The 16560-nt window shown below is 43.0% G+C and carries 13 protein-coding genes; 6 read left to right on the top strand and 7 right to left on the bottom strand.

Translation table 11 applies throughout. The features are described 5' to 3' along the window. Positions 1 to 3 precede the first annotated feature (3 nt). The 3 genes from K2P83_RS10545 to K2P83_RS10555 all read right to left on the bottom strand — a co-directional run bounded on the left by K2P83_RS10545 (position 4) and on the right by K2P83_RS10555 (position 4411). Positions 4 to 1395: a diguanylate cyclase gene (locus K2P83_RS10545; protein ID WP_292928940.1), complete on the bottom strand. Its 1392-nt coding sequence runs from the start codon at positions 1393 to 1395 to the stop codon at positions 4 to 6. 808 nt (positions 1396 to 2203) lie between these two features. Beyond that, positions 2204 to 3424, bottom strand: coding sequence for a DUF5666 domain-containing protein (locus K2P83_RS10550; RefSeq protein ID WP_292928942.1), 1221 nt, complete (start codon positions 3422 to 3424; stop codon positions 2204 to 2206). Positions 3425 to 3538: 114 nt separating this feature from the next. Beyond that, on the bottom strand, positions 3539 to 4411 hold the full coding sequence (locus K2P83_RS10555; protein WP_292928944.1) for a DUF6502 family protein: 873 nt from the start codon (positions 4409 to 4411) through the stop codon (positions 3539 to 3541). Positions 4412 to 4728: 317 nt separating this feature from the next. Here K2P83_RS10555 and K2P83_RS10560 point away from each other — a divergent pair, with 317 nt between their 5' ends. Both K2P83_RS10560 and K2P83_RS10565 read left to right on the top strand, forming a co-directional pair. Then, positions 4729 to 5685 (top strand): DmsE family decaheme c-type cytochrome, encoded by a 957-nt coding sequence (locus K2P83_RS10560; RefSeq protein WP_292928946.1) that lies wholly within the window; start codon positions 4729 to 4731, stop codon positions 5683 to 5685. 14 nt (positions 5686 to 5699) lie between these two features. Next, positions 5700 to 7793: an MtrB/PioB family decaheme-associated outer membrane protein gene (locus K2P83_RS10565; RefSeq protein ID WP_292928948.1), complete on the top strand. Its 2094-nt coding sequence runs from the start codon at positions 5700 to 5702 to the stop codon at positions 7791 to 7793. Between the two features lie 313 nt (positions 7794 to 8106). Here the strand turns inward: K2P83_RS10565 and K2P83_RS10570 are convergent, their stop codons facing one another. The 4 genes from K2P83_RS10570 to K2P83_RS10585 all read right to left on the bottom strand — a co-directional run bounded on the left by K2P83_RS10570 (position 8107) and on the right by K2P83_RS10585 (position 11598). Next, positions 8107 to 9408: a S8 family serine peptidase gene (locus tag K2P83_RS10570; protein ID WP_292928950.1), complete on the bottom strand. Its 1302-nt coding sequence runs from the start codon at positions 9406 to 9408 to the stop codon at positions 8107 to 8109. Positions 9409 to 9417: 9 nt separating this feature from the next. After that, positions 9418 to 10116 carry a zf-HC2 domain-containing protein gene (locus K2P83_RS10575; protein WP_292928952.1) on the bottom strand — a complete coding sequence of 233 codons (699 nt, stop codon included), beginning with the start codon at positions 10114 to 10116 and terminating at the stop codon, positions 9418 to 9420. Then, positions 10113 to 10727 (bottom strand): sigma-70 family RNA polymerase sigma factor, encoded by a 615-nt coding sequence (locus K2P83_RS10580; RefSeq protein WP_292928954.1) that lies wholly within the window; start codon positions 10725 to 10727, stop codon positions 10113 to 10115. Before K2P83_RS10580 ends, K2P83_RS10575 begins: the two co-directional genes overlap by 4 nt. A gap of 88 nt (positions 10728 to 10815) precedes the next feature. Beyond that, the gene (locus tag K2P83_RS10585) at positions 10816 to 11598 is read right to left on the bottom strand and encodes a TorF family putative porin (protein ID WP_292928956.1); all 783 of its coding nucleotides are present in this window, start codon (positions 11596 to 11598) and stop codon (positions 10816 to 10818) included. A 460-nt stretch (positions 11599 to 12058) separates the two neighbouring features. Between K2P83_RS10585 and K2P83_RS10590 the strand changes: the two genes are divergently transcribed. From K2P83_RS10590 to K2P83_RS10605, 4 genes are all read left to right on the top strand, one after another. Further along, positions 12059 to 12274 (top strand): hypothetical protein, encoded by a 216-nt coding sequence (locus tag K2P83_RS10590; protein WP_292928958.1) that lies wholly within the window; start codon positions 12059 to 12061, stop codon positions 12272 to 12274. 243 nt (positions 12275 to 12517) lie between these two features. After that, a complete protein-coding gene (locus K2P83_RS10595) occupies positions 12518 to 14341 on the top strand; it encodes a copper oxidase (RefSeq protein ID WP_292928960.1) in 1824 nt (607 codons plus the stop codon). A 125-nt stretch (positions 14342 to 14466) separates the two neighbouring features. Then, positions 14467 to 15105: a hypothetical protein gene (locus K2P83_RS10600; protein ID WP_292928962.1), complete on the top strand. Its 639-nt coding sequence runs from the start codon at positions 14467 to 14469 to the stop codon at positions 15103 to 15105. Between the two features lie 1003 nt (positions 15106 to 16108). Beyond that, on the top strand, positions 16109 to 16303 hold the full coding sequence (locus K2P83_RS10605; protein WP_292928964.1) for an entry exclusion lipoprotein TrbK: 195 nt from the start codon (positions 16109 to 16111) through the stop codon (positions 16301 to 16303). The last annotated feature ends 257 nt before the right edge of the window (positions 16304 to 16560 follow it).

Raw genomic sequence — 16560 nt, forward strand, 5'->3', positions numbered from 1 at the left:
GACTTAAATTAACTCACCATATAATCGAGCAAGCAATAATTCCGCAGTTTCTGACCTTAGTATTTGTGAAGAGTCAACGCTTATGAAGCGACAATCCAGTTTCATATCACTCTCTGCTTGTAATAATTGTATGCTATTTCCGATACGTTTTTGGAAGCTACTGAGACCTTGTACGTCGGTATGCGGCAATAATAACCACAGCATATTTTCAGCCGTACGTGTCGATAAATCAGGTGTACGAAGCATACTGCGCAGCCGCTGAGCAAAGGATTCAAGCATTTGCAATAGCTGCGTATGCCCGATGAGATCTATCAGTTCTGTTAAATTTATAAAATAAATACCAAACAGGCCGAATGCTATATCCGGATAACGCCGAGATGAGATCAATAACCAATCAAGATCATGAATAAATAGATCTTTAGGAATAAAATTTAATTGATCAAAGCTCGTTGCAATGTCGAAGACTTCGCCACGCACAGCTATAATCCTTCCTCTATCGCTTAGCTTCCAACTTTGAATCCGGTTTGAAGCGAGATCATTCGGCATCATTTCTTTTTCACACACGGTGCAACGCGCTAATACCTTGGGTTCTACAAATGTTTGTAGACAGACATGGCAGCTGTGGTTTTCAATTGGGCGGTCGTAATCACTCCCAATGTGCCGTAATTGAGTATTGCATTTTGGACAAATGAGTGCACCACTATGGATAAACTTTTCCTGCACATCAACACATCCGCAGGTAAAGCAATGTAAAGATGCCTGCAGATCAATATCAATTGCATGACAGCTGGGGCAAATATCTATAAAGCTTAAATGAGAGGAATGACAAAAAGTGCACTCCCTTTGTCGATCTATCAGTGCAACAGGTTCCAATAACTTAGAAACAGAGAGACTCTGTAACCATTCAAAGGAATCAGATTTATCCTGACTCAATGCTTCTAGTAAAGGATAACGGTACGAACGTAAGTGCTGCCATTCCTGGTAGGGGTGGAGAATGAAATTCGGCCGTAACCATAGGTATTTAATTAATCGCCCTAAATGCGAAATCTGCACTTCACTATTATTGTATGCGCTGAAAAGATCTAAGAATTGACTAATGATCTGTTTTAATTGTGGCGGTTGCGGTAATTGTCCATCGACGAGACTGCTATAAGATGCAGGAACTGACTCCGTTACGAAACATAAAGATGCAAATAGGTCTCCGTCTCTTCGTATTTTGTCCAAAGTGGAAGTAATGTAATTTTGATCACTCCCGGTGATTATTACTACCGGCGAGTGGACTTTCTCTTTTTTCCACTCAACGTAGTCTTGAAAAATATGCGTTCTAAAAGAATCGCTATATTGATCTGACAAATTGGTTTTTTCATGCGAGAAGAATATCAGCTCATCACCCATGTCGAGTGATCCTAAACTTGATGATTTATTTATCATTTATTCACTCAGAAATATTTGTAGGAATTATAGCATCAGAAGCTATTAAGTTACCTCTAAATAGCAATCTAACTGGCTGGTATCTATAAATTAAATGAAAATTCTGATGACTATTTTGGAGAAAATCTTTAAACAAAGATGCTCAAACTGGACTGTACTTATTGCTTGCGATCTGATTTTCCTCTGGATGTCTAACGCGCAACAGAAGTGTTGTTATTATCCAACTGGTGAATGCATCGATATAACCGGCTCGGCTATTTGGGGTCAGCTAATATTCATAATACAGACAGATATCCGAATATTGACAGCACTAAAAAATGTAACGTAGGTTAAGGCCACCACCCCAATCAGGACTTCGCTCTGAAAAACCTCGTAAACCATAGATATTGAGCCGGAATCTATCACTGACCCGGTGTGATAGATAGAGTGTGAGATCCCTGCTGTCCTGCAGTCTCACCGTTGATTGTCCTATATTAAAGCTTGTCCCAATTGTTGAATTTGGTGACAATCGATAGGCCACTCCCGCTGCGCCGTACAAGACGTTATGAAAAGTAATACCAGATGGATTACCCAGTATTCGATAGCCAAAAGTTGCATTAAATATGAATTTGGAAATCGCTTTAAACAAATCTCCCTGAACAGCGTAATCGACCTGTCCGCTTAAACTCTGGCTGGCGAGATTTATAAACGCGCTGTGATATCAAAGACAATGTCAGAGGGATTTGATTCGACCGTCTTGTTGTTCCTCCGTTCGTTGCTCCTCATACAGAACCTAAATTATCTGTCTTTCCTCATCTTTAGACGAAATTGGCGCATCATTCGAATGAGAGCCGCTGTCTGTAAATCCACTGTCATAACTTTGATTAATATCATTTCTTGGAAAAGATGTAACATCCGATTCATTGTCTGAGCTATCTCTATTAGCATTGTTACTGCCATCCACTTGGCTCCTCTCATTCCTTTCCTGAATTTGCACTGGCAATTGTTGCACCAGTTCAATACGCTCGGCACTAATGCGCTGATCCGTATTGAGTCGGCCACTGATTTGGATAAGTTGATCCAGTTTGAGATCACCCGTTGCATCGCCAGCAATCTGAGTACTCGGATCCAGTATGATAATCCGGTTACTCAAATTTAATTCCTTATCTGTGGTTGCATGGATATATCCTTCGATCACTACATGTTCCACATTCCCAATACTTAGTCGAGTTGGCTCTGTCTGGATATGTCGTGCATTCAGGCTAACGCCATCCCAATAACCCGCAACCAGCACTTCCATACCTTGGGCTATGCCAACTGGAAGTAAATTAGCGTCATGATTGATACGTGTGCCATTGACTTCAAAGCCCTGCGCATCAATTTGGGTCACATAGCCGTTTATTTTGGCTTCTGCAAGTGGCAGGATTACTTCAATACGTGATGAGACAACCGTACCATTCGAAAGTCTATGACCACTGACTTGCACCCAGTCACCGGTTTCCAGGTTTGAAAAATTACCGTGATCTCTGGATGGATCAACTTGTATGATTTGACCTAAAATGCGCATTTCTCTCATTTCAGCATTAAAGAAGCTGATCGGTCCAACAGCAGCATGGATTATCGCGATACTTTGTGCTGCGAGCTGATGACCTGTCTCAAGTGAGCGTGCGGCAATTACCTGTCCAACGGCAAGATCTCGGGTTGTAGATAGACGTCCATCCACCGAAACAAGTGTATTGTTGCCATAGTAGAGTTCAATACCATTGACACAAATACTTGCTAATCCAGTGATGATGCCGATAATTCCTGTGCCACCGATGCCACCGTCGTTTACGACAATTCCAGTTCCGCCTATTCCACCTTCCAGATTACCGGCATCCCTACTTTCTCCATCGAGAAGCCCCGTTCTCCCAATGCCAGACTGAGTTGCACCCGTTCCACCGATACCAGAATTTGCAAGGATTACAGGATTTATCGTTGAAGTATCGTTATCGCAATAATTTACTACGAGCACACTTACTGAACATACGAATGTCAGCGCGATGAAACTTAATATAGGTAAGCTACTACGATATATCGCCGTCAATGAATTTTTTTTATCCAGATTTACAAATATCCTTTTTATAACTTAGTTATGCGGACTTTCTTTTATATCAGCAGGCATTTCAGCCTCCACCGGTTCGCTAAAAAAATAAATACCAAAAGTCATGCGATAACGTGAGTCGTTTTTCAGAGCATCATTTTTTTCCAGCTCCATAGCCGATTTATTGATGGCAAGCAAGGATTTCATCCCCAAGCGTTCAGATTGCTCGGCGAGTATTTTGACGGAATCCACGCTTAAACCGTCGTAATAAGCACTACGCTCAAAGAATGGTTGATTTTCACCCAGCAGATTATTGGTGGCTGCTGCCGCATGATCATGCAAGTTATGGCCAAAGTAATAGACCTTTTCATCAAAACCATGGGCAGGAATAAACGCAGACGTATTTAGACATACATGATTATTGTCATTAAAATGAGCAACGCCGAGTCTTAACCATTCATCAAGCACAACGCGCGAGCGAATATCACAGCTCACACTGGCTACCAGTCCTTCAAAAGAAATATCCCCGCCCTCTCTCGCAAACCTTGGTAATGGTTTGGGTTGATTGTTCTCGTCCAGGAACCGTGCATCGCTTGTCCAACGACTAACGAGCCGGGCTCCCAGTGAAATGGTTTGTGGAATAATTTCGGTTTCGGAGTGCTCGTCATGACGTAATCGCTTGATATCTTTGCGATGAATACCGGTGATCAAGCTCAAATGACTATCGGTCAAAGGTCTCTTATCCATCTTAAATTCATTTTCTGCTACTTCTACAAATAAATCTTTAAGCACTTCCGACAAAAACGGATAGGTAATCCCTTTTGCCAGCATTAGCTTAATTAATGGACGTAGTACCCAGCGGAGTGCAGTAATAAGTGCAGGCGGGAAGATTGAATTAATTGGACGGACAGCATGCATAAAAATTTTTCACTGGTTAATTTATAGCCTAAAAATCAATTTCAAAATTCTAACACAATGTGGGAAAACATCACACCATCAATTGACATGTGAAATATTCCCACGTAATATCCAATAACGAGGGAATATTTCCCATGTATACCGCAGAAATCTACTAATACTGTCTTAGGCGAAATTAATAGCATAACTAGGCTAGGAAAGGCATCTTAATGTAAGAAATCCATTTCTTACATTAATCAGCATCACATCTTTCTCAGCAGAATTGAATAGTCACACTTTCAATTCACGTTGAATCAGCAGCAGACAAGGAGAAAATTATGAAAAATTTTATATGGAATATGCACGCCTTTTTTCCACAAATTCTTGGAATATTTTTTGTACTTAGCATTGGGATGATCTCCCAAAATGTAATGGCATCAGATAATGATGACGACGACGAACCAACCGAAGATATAGTTCTACGAGGCGACCGGACGTGCACGGGTTGTCATGATGAAGGTGCCGAATCGGTACTCACTATCGGCAAGACAAAGCATGGAACTGTTGCGGACGAACGCGCGCCAACTTGCACAAGCTGCCATGGTAAGAGTATTCGTCACATGGATAGGCCCGAAAAAGTACCGATGCCATCGCGCACATTTGGTAAGAATTCACTGAACCCCGTGGAAGATAGAAATCAAACCTGCTTAAACTGTCATCAGGGCGACAAACAAATGCACTGGGCTGGCAGCACTCATGCCAATAGAGATGTGGCTTGCACTTCGTGTCATCAGATACACACCGCACAGGACAAAGTACGCGACAGAATTACTCAATCGGAAGTCTGTTTTTCCTGTCATAAGGAACAACGTGCGCAGATTAATCGGCCTTCCCGTCACCCTGTCCGGGAAGGGAAAGTCATTTGTTCCGATTGTCATAACTCTCATGGCTCGGCTGGGCCTGGCATGATGACTCGAGATAGCATTAACGATACTTGCTATACCTGTCATATGGAAAAGCGTGGCCCTTTCGTGCGAAACCACCCGCCGGTTCAGGAAAATTGCGCACTTTGCCACAACCCGCACGGAACGACAGCGCCCAATCTGTTGAAAGTTCGCTCGCCCTTTCTTTGTCAAGAATGCCATGAGCCCAATACACATCAAGGCAGCCCAGGAACAATCGATGGCTCTTACCGAAGAAATCTCCTGGCAAGGGGGTGTTTAAATTGCCATACCCAGATTCATGGCAGCAATAACCCTGAGGATGTTCGCCTTGAAGATCTTCTGCAGCGCTGATTGGGGAGGGAAAAATGAACAAATCAACGAAGAAGTTTCTTCAGATTATTTATGCTGTTTTTTTCTTGCTTATCGCTGAAACAGCTGCATCAACTGAAGATGAAAATCTCAGACGATTAACCAAACCACAAAGCGCAATCAATTTTGGTGTAGGTTACCTCGCGAATGATAATGCGCGTTTCGGCCAATACAGTGGCGTACGAAATGAAGGACCATATGGCACTTTCAATTTCGACATCACAAAACGCGATGAGAATACCGGCACCTGGCTAAAATTGTTAGGACGCAATCTAGGATTACAGAATCGCGACATCCGCTTCGAGCATACTAAGCAAGGCCACTGGAGTTATTTTATTGATTTCAGTCAAACACCCAGATATGAGCCATTTACAGCCGTTACCGCCGTCACAGGCATTGGCAGTGCGCATCTGGATGTGCCAACATCACCGACAACCGGCGAACCTGCACAGCTGAAGACGGAACGTCAGGCGATATCATTTGGGATGAATCGAGTTCTGCCCGGCAATTTTGAAGCGCAGTTCCACTTCCGTAATGAAGAAAAAGATGGATCAAGAATTTTCGGGCGTGGTAATCGTTTGGGGCCGCCGATTTCAGGTGTTGTCGGCGGTTATGAGTTTTTGCCCGAACCCATTAATTACTCAACCCGACAGTTCGGCGGCACCCTTAATTATAACGGTAAGGACTTACAGTTGTCCGGCGGGTATTATGGAACGATGTTTATTAATAAGAATACCGCCTTAACTACTACGGGCGGCAGTAGTGCAGGCGGAATCTATGCACCGAATTTATTTTCTCCGATTGCGCTGCCTCCGGATAATCAGTCGCATCAGTTATTTTTATCCGGCGGTTATAGTTTTAATCCAACCACCCGCGGCACGTTCAAGGCTGCTTATACCCGAGCAACGCAGACGGACAGTTTCTTTCCTACACAATTTTTAGCTCCCGGTGTCGGGAGTAATCTGGATGGGCGCATTGATACAGCATTAGTACAAGCCAGCGTTACCAGTCGTCCGTTACCAAAATTATCTGTCGTGGCGAATATTCGATTTGAAGATCGCGATGATAATACGCCCGTGCTTTTATACAATCCATTGGCAGGGCAATTAGATTTCAACGGAAATCGCTGGAGCGGGCTCAATCATCCGCGTTCATTTAGTACGTTGACGAGCAAAGTAGAAGCCAACTACACATTGCCAATGAATTTTCGTTTGATTGGCGGTATTGAGTATGAACATTGGGATCGTCTCTGGCAGCCGACTTTTGTCGGTCATCGCGCCAGAACGGATGAAATTTCCTATCGGGCGGAGCTACGGCGTACTTTGTCCGATAGCGTGACAGGGTCGATTGCATACATCCACAGCAATCGATTTGGATCGCCCTTTATCTCGACCATGACCGCAACGGGTGATCCTTTCTTCAACACGATTGCACCCCTCAATCTTTCTGATCGGAATCGTGACAAGATTCGCCTATCGCTGAACTGGGAACCCATTGAACCCCTGTCACTGCAAGTGATGGTCGACGAATCATTCGATAATTATGGGCATCGTAGCGGCTCAAACCTTGGATTACAGAATGGTTCTGCAAGAAACTATTCATTGGATGCAGCCTATACAGTCTCGGAGAACCTACAAGCGGTGGCGTGGTTCTCACGCAATGAAACTTTTATTGATCAAGCCTCAAGAAATTGGAGTCCTGCGGATGGTTCTCGTGAAATTTGGTCCGCCAATCTCCAAAACATAGGCACTTCATTTGGGGTCGATATCAATGGAAAGCCAACTGAGAAATTAGAAGTCGGAGCGAGTTTATCTCAATCTTTCATTACTGATAAGTTTAAGCAAAGAACAAGCGATCCAGCAACTTATTCAGTACCCAATATCTCAACTGAACTAAGCAATTTGAAATTATTCGCAAGGTATGCCTTGCGGAAAAACCTCAGCCTGCATCTGGATTATATCCTTAACCGCTTCAAAACCAATGAGTGGACATGGAATCATTGGACCTATACCGACGGCACTCGATTAATACAGGATACGAGTCAAATCGTTAATTTCATCGGCCTCTCTGCACATTACACTTGGCAATAATAGCGCGTAATAGATACTATGAAAAAATATCGTTAAACGCCGCATACGTCTGGCGAAATCCCAGCGACTAAGAGTCTGGATACCTTCGAGAATACATTGTGAATGGATCGACAAGCGAGCATGTCATCGCTCTGGGGAACATTAGGACTGGCACAGGAAGATATAGGTGAGCGATGAAAAACGACTGCATATTTACAAAAACAGTTGACCAACGTTAAGCTACTGATCATCGACGAGCCATGTTATGTGGATGCAAGTAGTGTTTATCTGCGTGTTTCCGAGCAATGGCAAAGCTCTTCAGGCGCCCTACTCTTTATATGCGCTTATCCGCTTTTGACCTAATTTTGCCTATATTGCTTTGGGGACCCTTGCTGAATAACGCATCGAAAGCTGGCTCATTCGCTTTTGCCAATAGATTGAAAAGCTCCTGTTTAGTTAAACTGTGTTTTAGTTGCAGCAATAATGCGGCGAGTCCTGAAACATGCGCTGCAGCTAGAGAACTGCCCGAGACAAAGTCATAGGTTCCCTTGGGCAGCGTAGTGAGTATATCTTCCCCGGGCGCAGATACAACAAGAATGTGGTCCTCAGGCGATAGATGGATATCCGAGTCGCTTAAACTTCGGACTCCAATCACACCCGGCTCCTGTGCCGGAAACCCGGACTTTTCATCCTCGCTGTCAGGTTGAGAAGCGATGATAAAAATACCTCGTTGTATGGCTTTTTCGATTAACCTGGACAAGAGTGGGTCATGAGGGCCAGTCAAACTTAAATTAAGAATATCAACCTTCATTTCAATTGCGGCATTGATAGCTAAGGCCAAGGTAAAGCTATTACAAATCGCCTCTAAACCACCAGCTTTAATTCCCCAACAGGCTTTCAATGCGATCAAATGGCTATCTGGGGCAATACCGACAATGCCTTGCCCATTGTTTGCCTTGGCCGCTATAACACCAGCTATTGCCGTACCATGATTATCACCAAAAGAATCTGATGATTTTTGTGCAACAAAATCTTTACTCTGCCGAATTTGCCCCTCTAAATCCGGATGCGTAGCGTCAACACCGGTATCAATAATCGCAATTGTTACATTTTTGCCAGTAACCTGGCTGTGTATTTTGGCTAAATCCATCGAATGAATATTCGTTTGGAAACGATAATAAGGATCATTGTATTTGCTCGCCATGACTTTAAAAGTGCTCATCGTCTGGACATTATCGATACGACTGTCATTTCTTAGCGCGTTGATGACCTCAACAATAGATTGATCTTCACTAACCAGAAATACCACGCAATGTTCACCAATTTCTTTGATGGGCCATTGAGAAAGAACTTTTATTTTGTAATCCCCCCCGATGCTGGCAGCCACTCTTTTGCTCCAAGTTGAACTGCTGTAACTCCCCCTTTGACGATATGTCTGGTCCGCGGCCCCAATCGGAATACGATTTATGTGCTTATCAGCATAGGTCACTAAAATGATACGGCCTGCTTGTTTGGCATCAAAAAGTTGAGAATCAACAGATAATTTCTGCTCAGCTTTAGCTGGTAATGCAACGAGCATTACTATTAATAACAGAAAAAAAAGCAAACTAATTCTCATTTGAATATTCAGCATCATTGTATGATCCTAATCAGAAGGTAGTTGGTGAGATGGTTCAGCAAAAACAACCAGCGAGTTTTTACGCAATTGTGAAATGGCATCATTGACTTCCAGAGAATTAGTTTGCCGATTGCCGATTTGAACTTCATAAATACCATTTTTAGATGGCCCTTTAATGATTTGGCCTGAAACACCACTCAAAATGGCTTTAATTTGTTCTGAACCTAAATGTTCTGCAAAAACAATGCGTATGAAATTGTTTTTATGTTTACCTTCAGCCGGATTGGCGAGTGTTCTGTAATCGCCTTTTAACTCAGGATCATCAGTTGTCAGATTTAACATCAATGGCAGTGCCAGCAATAGCAAGCTTGCTGCTAGAGCAGTGTATTTTACAAAGCCAAGAAACTGATGCGAAAAAAGTTTCTGCTCTTGGCTTGGCTTGGCCTGTTCAGCAAACACACTCAGTTTGGATTGTTCTTGCATTCGCTTTTTCAGCTGAGCAAAAGAAACCTGCGACAACTGCTGCAAAAGATCTTGCTGCTGTATCTTTTCAAGCAATTGTTGTTGTTGATTTATTTCAATTCTACAAGTGACACAAGTTTTAACATGCTGCCTTACAAAATCATGTTCGGCAGGATCTAAGGAATGGTTAACATACCAAGGTAAAAGATCCCATACCTCTTGATGCTCGCTTTTACTAGTGATTTTGATCTGTGTAAGTGTCATATTGAATTCCTACCACCAAGCTCTGGAAGAATTTTTGCCAAAATTTTTCGCGCATGAAACATTCTTGTTTTAACTGTACTTTCAGGGCATTGCATAATTTCTGAGATTTCACTGTAATGCAAGCCCTGATAATATGTCATTTCCACCACGGCACGCTGCTCCGTAGACAATTTATCGAAAGCGGTCTCGAGCCAGTTACGGGTTTCCAATTGAGAGGTCCATTGCGCACCTCTTTCAGGAAAATAATCCAGTTCATCATTCAATTCCACCAAGCTATCCTCTCTTCTCTTACTTTGTACTGTATTTTTCAATGCCTTAAAATAAGCAATACCCAATATCCATGTGGAGGGACGGCACACTTGATCATATGTGTATGCTTTTTCCCAGACCACATACATGACGTCATTAATAATCTCTCCAATACAGTCCTGACGTCTTGTGATGTGGAATATAAACTGAGATAACCTAGTAAAGTAGATTTGATAAAGTTGTTCAAAGGCATGCTCATCGCCACTCGCGATCTCTGCGATCAAACCCCGCTCCTTATCCTGCTGCGCCTGCGAACTAAACGATTTTTGCATTTTTAACTCTGGCGCCACCCGTTGTTTCATAAATCTAAGATATTAATTTTTAGGATTTTAGTCTGTTTATTCCTCACAACGAGAAAAAAGTTCATGACTTACAAAAAAAATGGAAAAATTAGAATCCGACAGTGATGGAAAATACAACACGGTTGTCGACAACATGGGGGTGGAATTGCCACTGTGAGGGCGAAGTTTCCTTTTCACTTGATGCGTGGATGCCACCGTAATAACGCACATCGATACCAATATTACGGGAGAAATGTGCTGTTATTCCTGATGTCCAATAAAGATAATCATAGCTCAGAACCTTCCTCTGGTCATTGTAGCCAAAGGTGCTGGATATTCCGATCGAATCGGTGATTGGATAACGGCCTATAATCTCGGCATTGAATGACATGTGGTTCTGCTTATAGCTATTTTCTGAGAAATTTAAGTTGACTGTCAGCAAATCACGAAAATGGCTATATAAATAAAATTCATTATAATCAACAACTTGACCAAATATTTTGCCATCGTATATGTAGCGGGTCCATGCTGTATTAAATCGCCAATCATCCGAAAGTTGATAAAAAAACCCTAGGTATGGCCTGAATTCAGCGGTGGAGCGGTTCTCGAATCCATGGTCAGCAAAATTAACCGTTGAAGCAAAAGACCCCAGGTAAATTCCCGATTTGAACTCATAATCAATGTTAGCTTGTACAACAGGCTTTCCATCGCTCTTTGAATAACCCCGCCAAATATAATCAGTAGCACCGGTAAAGCTACTACTTGCTTTTCCGGTTAATTCAGCAACACAATCAATAGAATAAGCAAGACTTAATATGAGCAATAATAATCGACAACTTGGCCGACTTAATTCCAGTATGGTTTCTTGTGCGTGTGGATAAAAAATAAACATCAAAGAATATTCAAGAAATACAATTATCTAATAACTTATGTGAACCAATTATTTCGAATCCAGAAAAATTAAATGGGCAGCTCTGAACCTTTTCTTGTTGAGATGGAATATACGGCACGTCAGACAAAAAGATCATGCTTTATATTGATTTGAGCATATTCTATCTACAGCGCTTCGGATTATATGTGAAAAATTAAAATGGATTACTATTACTACATGCACTTAGCATGCACAATCCACATGACTTAAATTTTTAATAGAGAGAAATGTAAGGAAATTATCAATAATTAAAACCTCTTTACAGCATTAACTGCAGTATTAGCAGTATTAGCAGCATTCGTGACAACGACCTTACCTGTCTCAGAAGCAAATGCCGCTGATATTCGCGTAACAAGCGAAACAAGGGCGAACCGATCTTCAGTTTCTGTGGATGGCAATAATTTAGTGACTGGTAACTATATTGCCAAAATTATATCGGGTAGCCATACAAAAATCCGGTCCCAAGGCCACCACCGGTGATGAAGTAGGACTTGATTTTGATAGCGATCCAGCCGATGTGGCCGCAGTCGCCACACGTATCAATCGCACCTTCATTCAAGGACAAGTAACCGGACAGCTCATTAACGAACAAGGGTTTACTGTTGCACAGGCCACTAGAACCTGTCGTGCACGTTAAAAAACAGAACAGCTAATTCTGTTGTATTCTAATTCATAGAGGTGATCCTTCGTTCGCCATTTCGGAGGATCCACCAGGATCTGGTCTTTGCTTCAGTCGATATAAATTTCTAATCTCAACAAAGCAAAAGGGGGTGTACGACGAAACAATACCGGAATTAAATGAAACCAAAAGAATCATACATATAACTCTGTAAGATTTACACAAAATTTGTTTCTAGTTAATTAAAAAGGACGACTCTCTATGTTTGAGACAAAACAATTTAGAAAGATTGTTAGCGCAATCATTTATTTCACGACAACCCTAACATTTCTATCTGTAAACAATGTCTCTGCGAATGACAATCAAGTCAATTTCGCGCTGACAGATACCCCTGGAAGCTGGTTTGATACCGGAACATCGGTTGCAGGCAATCGTTCGATTGCCATTGCTACGCCAGGTGTGCGCGTGAAGTTTTCCGGCAATTCCAACACTGTGCATACGCGAACCAGCTTGATTTACCCCACGGGCGCCGCTAACATGCCTTTCAATACCAAGCCTAGGAAGGGTGGCGATGATGTCACACTAACGACGCCAGGCTTGTATGTTTTCACCTGCAGTATCCATCCCTATATGTTTGGCGCAGTGATTGTCGATGATCCTAAAACCACTGGATTGGATCTGGGTTCTTCAATCAGTTTGATCAACGGCATTACTGTTCCATCCAGCAGCGACCTAGCGACACGGCTCTTGAGGACTTTCTTTATTGCCACCAATCCAGCTAACTGGCAGAACTATGCCAGTAATAAACCATGGCATATCACCTATCCGGATGTCGATGTGCGTGTGGACATAGGTGTAATCAATCTTCCGGACGTACTGAATGCGCGTTATGGAAACGATATTACGTTAGCGCCACTGAAAAAACCCAAAACTCCCGCAGTCGGCGAAATTTGGGTAGCCACGCAATTTGAAACTACGCGAAACAAAGAAAAACCCGGTACGGTATCAGCGATCGATGGATCTTCATGGCAAGTGACACGTAAAGTTGCATTACCTTCTATCGACATGAACAATCCGCACAATATGTGGACCGATAAAAATCAAGCCGTGATTTATGTTACTCAATGGTTTGATTCAAAACTGACCGTTTATGATCGTAAAACCGGCGCACTTATTCGCAACGTATCCGTAGGCGAATCTCCTGCACATGTGATGACACTCACTGACTCTGACCGCCTTCACGTCACAAATAATGGCGATACGCGCACTGATTCAGTAATGGAATTGGCGCCTCTTGCAACCCAAGTGCTGCGTAGAGTGGATATTGGACGTGGAAACGCGCATGCGCACTGGATGAGCCATGATGGCAAAACCATGGTAACGCCCAATGTCTTTACAGGGGACTCCACGCAATACAATTTTTATACCGATTCTATTGAGGCCATTTTGCCAGTCAGCAGTCCTTTCGGCCATCCCTTGGCGACAGGCATGATGCCAGATGCCAGCAAGTATTACGTGGCTAACCTGCTCGATAGCACTATTGCGGTGGTGAATATGGATACCCACAAAGTTATGAAACACATCAACCTGATCGAGAACTATGATCCGATTTCTGGTTCCATTACCGGTCCGATAGGTGCATTGCCGATCCAAACTCCGGTTTCTCCGGATGGCAAGAACATGGTAACCGCCAACACGCTCTCAGGGACGATAACTATCCTCAATACGAGTACCGATGCAGTGGTTGCGATGCTGCCCTGTGATCCGGGTTGCCACGGCGTGCAATATGGTGCTAAGAAAGGGGGAGGTTACTATGCCTATGTATCCAGCAAGTTCTCCAATAGGATGTTGATTGTAGATCCTGATCCAAACAATGATGGTGATCCATCGGATGCAAAAATTGTGGGTGCGGTAGGATTGTTTGCCGCAGGTACCACACAGAAGGATGACGCAATAAAAGGCAATCCGGGAATGGGTGGACAAGGCATCCTGCCGATCCCGGTAGTTTATAACGGTTGGGTTCAGAATCTACCCGCTTCCTGGAGTAATCAATTGACCCCGGCGCAACGCAATCCGATTGAATAATTATATTTATAATATAACTAACTCAATGGATGAACGACTAACATAAGTAGTGCTTGATACTGCTTGGTCATATCAAGCAGTATTTATGTTACATTGATTTAATTAACTTTCTCAGGAGAAATAAGATGAGTACAGGACATGATGATCGCCCTAGCAGTGGTGACCGAAAAGGTTACCAGTTCACCATCAACGATGATGGTGAAGTCGTTGAAGTATTTGAAATCAAAAATGGAGTTCCGGAACTTAAACCCATTGATGATGACGGTACGGAGACTTATGCAGTCAATGAAGATGGAGTAGTGCGAACGGATGAAGAACTGGGTATTGGCACAGAAATAACTGTTTACGCTGATGAGGATGGCGATGGCACCTATTTCCGTGTTTCGGAACAATGGGCCCTTGATTCGCCCGAAGAAGGCCCATTCAGGTTTGAAGGCAGGCTCGTTTATTCCCCAACTGACGACGACGATCATGTCGGAGTGCGTGGTGGTGAAGACTGCCGTGGCGGGCAAGGCGCGGATGATTTCGTGATCCGTGAGGCTGCCCATTTACGAATTGGGGATTTCAACTCGAGCGAAGACAACTTCATTATTTTTGATACTGGCCTTGGTCTGACGTCAATCGAGCAGTTAGCTAGTTTTGTTACAAATCTCCATCACGACGGTCAAGATTTCATCGTCGACTTTGGCGATGATGTGTCGATCACGCTGGTAGGCGTACAACCGGATCAAATCAGTTGGGACGATGTCAGTGTATTGAGTTAATCTAAGCAAACAAAGAGGGGTTTATCAACCCCTCTTAAATTTCTTGTCAATCGGCGATGCTTCTTTTCGCAAGATAAAGCCTATTAATCCATTACCGCTAAAAAATATCAACGCACGAAGTTCTGTGCAACTTAACAATGTAACACGTCATTCGAAATTAGAGCTTACTCAGAAACTCAAGCGATCAGATATGCACTGCCAAGTAAGAATCCCGGTTTGAGACGACTTGGCAGGCACGCGCAAACGGGATTCTCTGGGCATACCCTTTTTTGTCACCCAAAAGCTATTTTGGCAGAAAAGTTCCTCAGGCAAATAAAAACCCGCACCAAGATGAGCAGGTTCATAACCAGTAAGACGCTATTGATCCATGCGGCAGATTATCAGCGCACTTGGCTCGAATATTGTTGAGCCAATAACCATCCTTCCCTAGGCCAAACTTTCCTCCAATCGGAATGCGCTCGCAATATTCCTGCCGATGTTGTGCTTTCAGGCGTTTCAATTCATCTTTATTTTCAGGGATACACTTTGGCGGACGTCCCAGTGGGTTGCCTGCGAAGAGGATATATTGGAATCAAGAATCATGCCTGGTGGTGTATCAAATCCTTCGAGCGGCAGTTGCTTTTGGCTGATATAACGAATCATAGTGCACAGTTTCTGGAGTTAGCTCACCTATTTACGTGAACTATTTTACTAGAATATACAACAAATCAAATATAATCAATTGCCTATGCTTTTTACTAAGCCCGGATTAGCTTCTACCAGACGGAATTGGGTTTCCTTCTTGCTGAAGAATGTGGTTCCGGTGCCAATTCTTTAGACTCCATGACATGACGGTAATCTCCTTTTGTTCCATCCAGCCTAAAGCATGACAGAAATACTATGACTCTGAGGATTCATGTAGAATTATACCGTTGGGTTCGAATGGCCGGGCCAGCGCCAAACGTTTGAGAAATCGAGTTTAACCATCAAGCCATAGTGAATATTTTATAGAGGAAAATTTTAGATGAATTTTAAATTTAGCGTTGCTTGTATTATTGGCCTAAGTATCGCACTGATCGGTTGTGGCGGAGTTCCCGAAGCAAGTTCTGAGAATTGTGCAGGAAGAGGACTGGAGTCATCCCTCACAGCTTTTAAGAACGACGAAGCTGCACGGCAAGCCTTTCTCGATAGTTGCGAAGCTATGAAGAAAGGAAAATAAACGGTCCACTAGAAATTCAAGCCAATTCCAGAGTAGCTTTTAGCTCTTTTAAAAGAAATTGGAGTTGATGCCACTTTCAACGAGCGGCGAATCGAAGTCTCCTTTGATTCGCCGCTGTTTTTCTATATGTCAACGGTTCATCAATTGCAATTACGGTGCCAGTTTACTAAATATACTTAAGGAAACGCTGAATAATTCATCGCGCAGTAGAGATCAAGCCGAATGACTATGTGATATTGCGATAATTTGCGCAATTT

The organism is Nitrosomonas sp. (genome assembly GCF_019752415.1).
GTDB lineage: Bacteria > Pseudomonadota > Gammaproteobacteria > Burkholderiales > Nitrosomonadaceae > Nitrosomonas.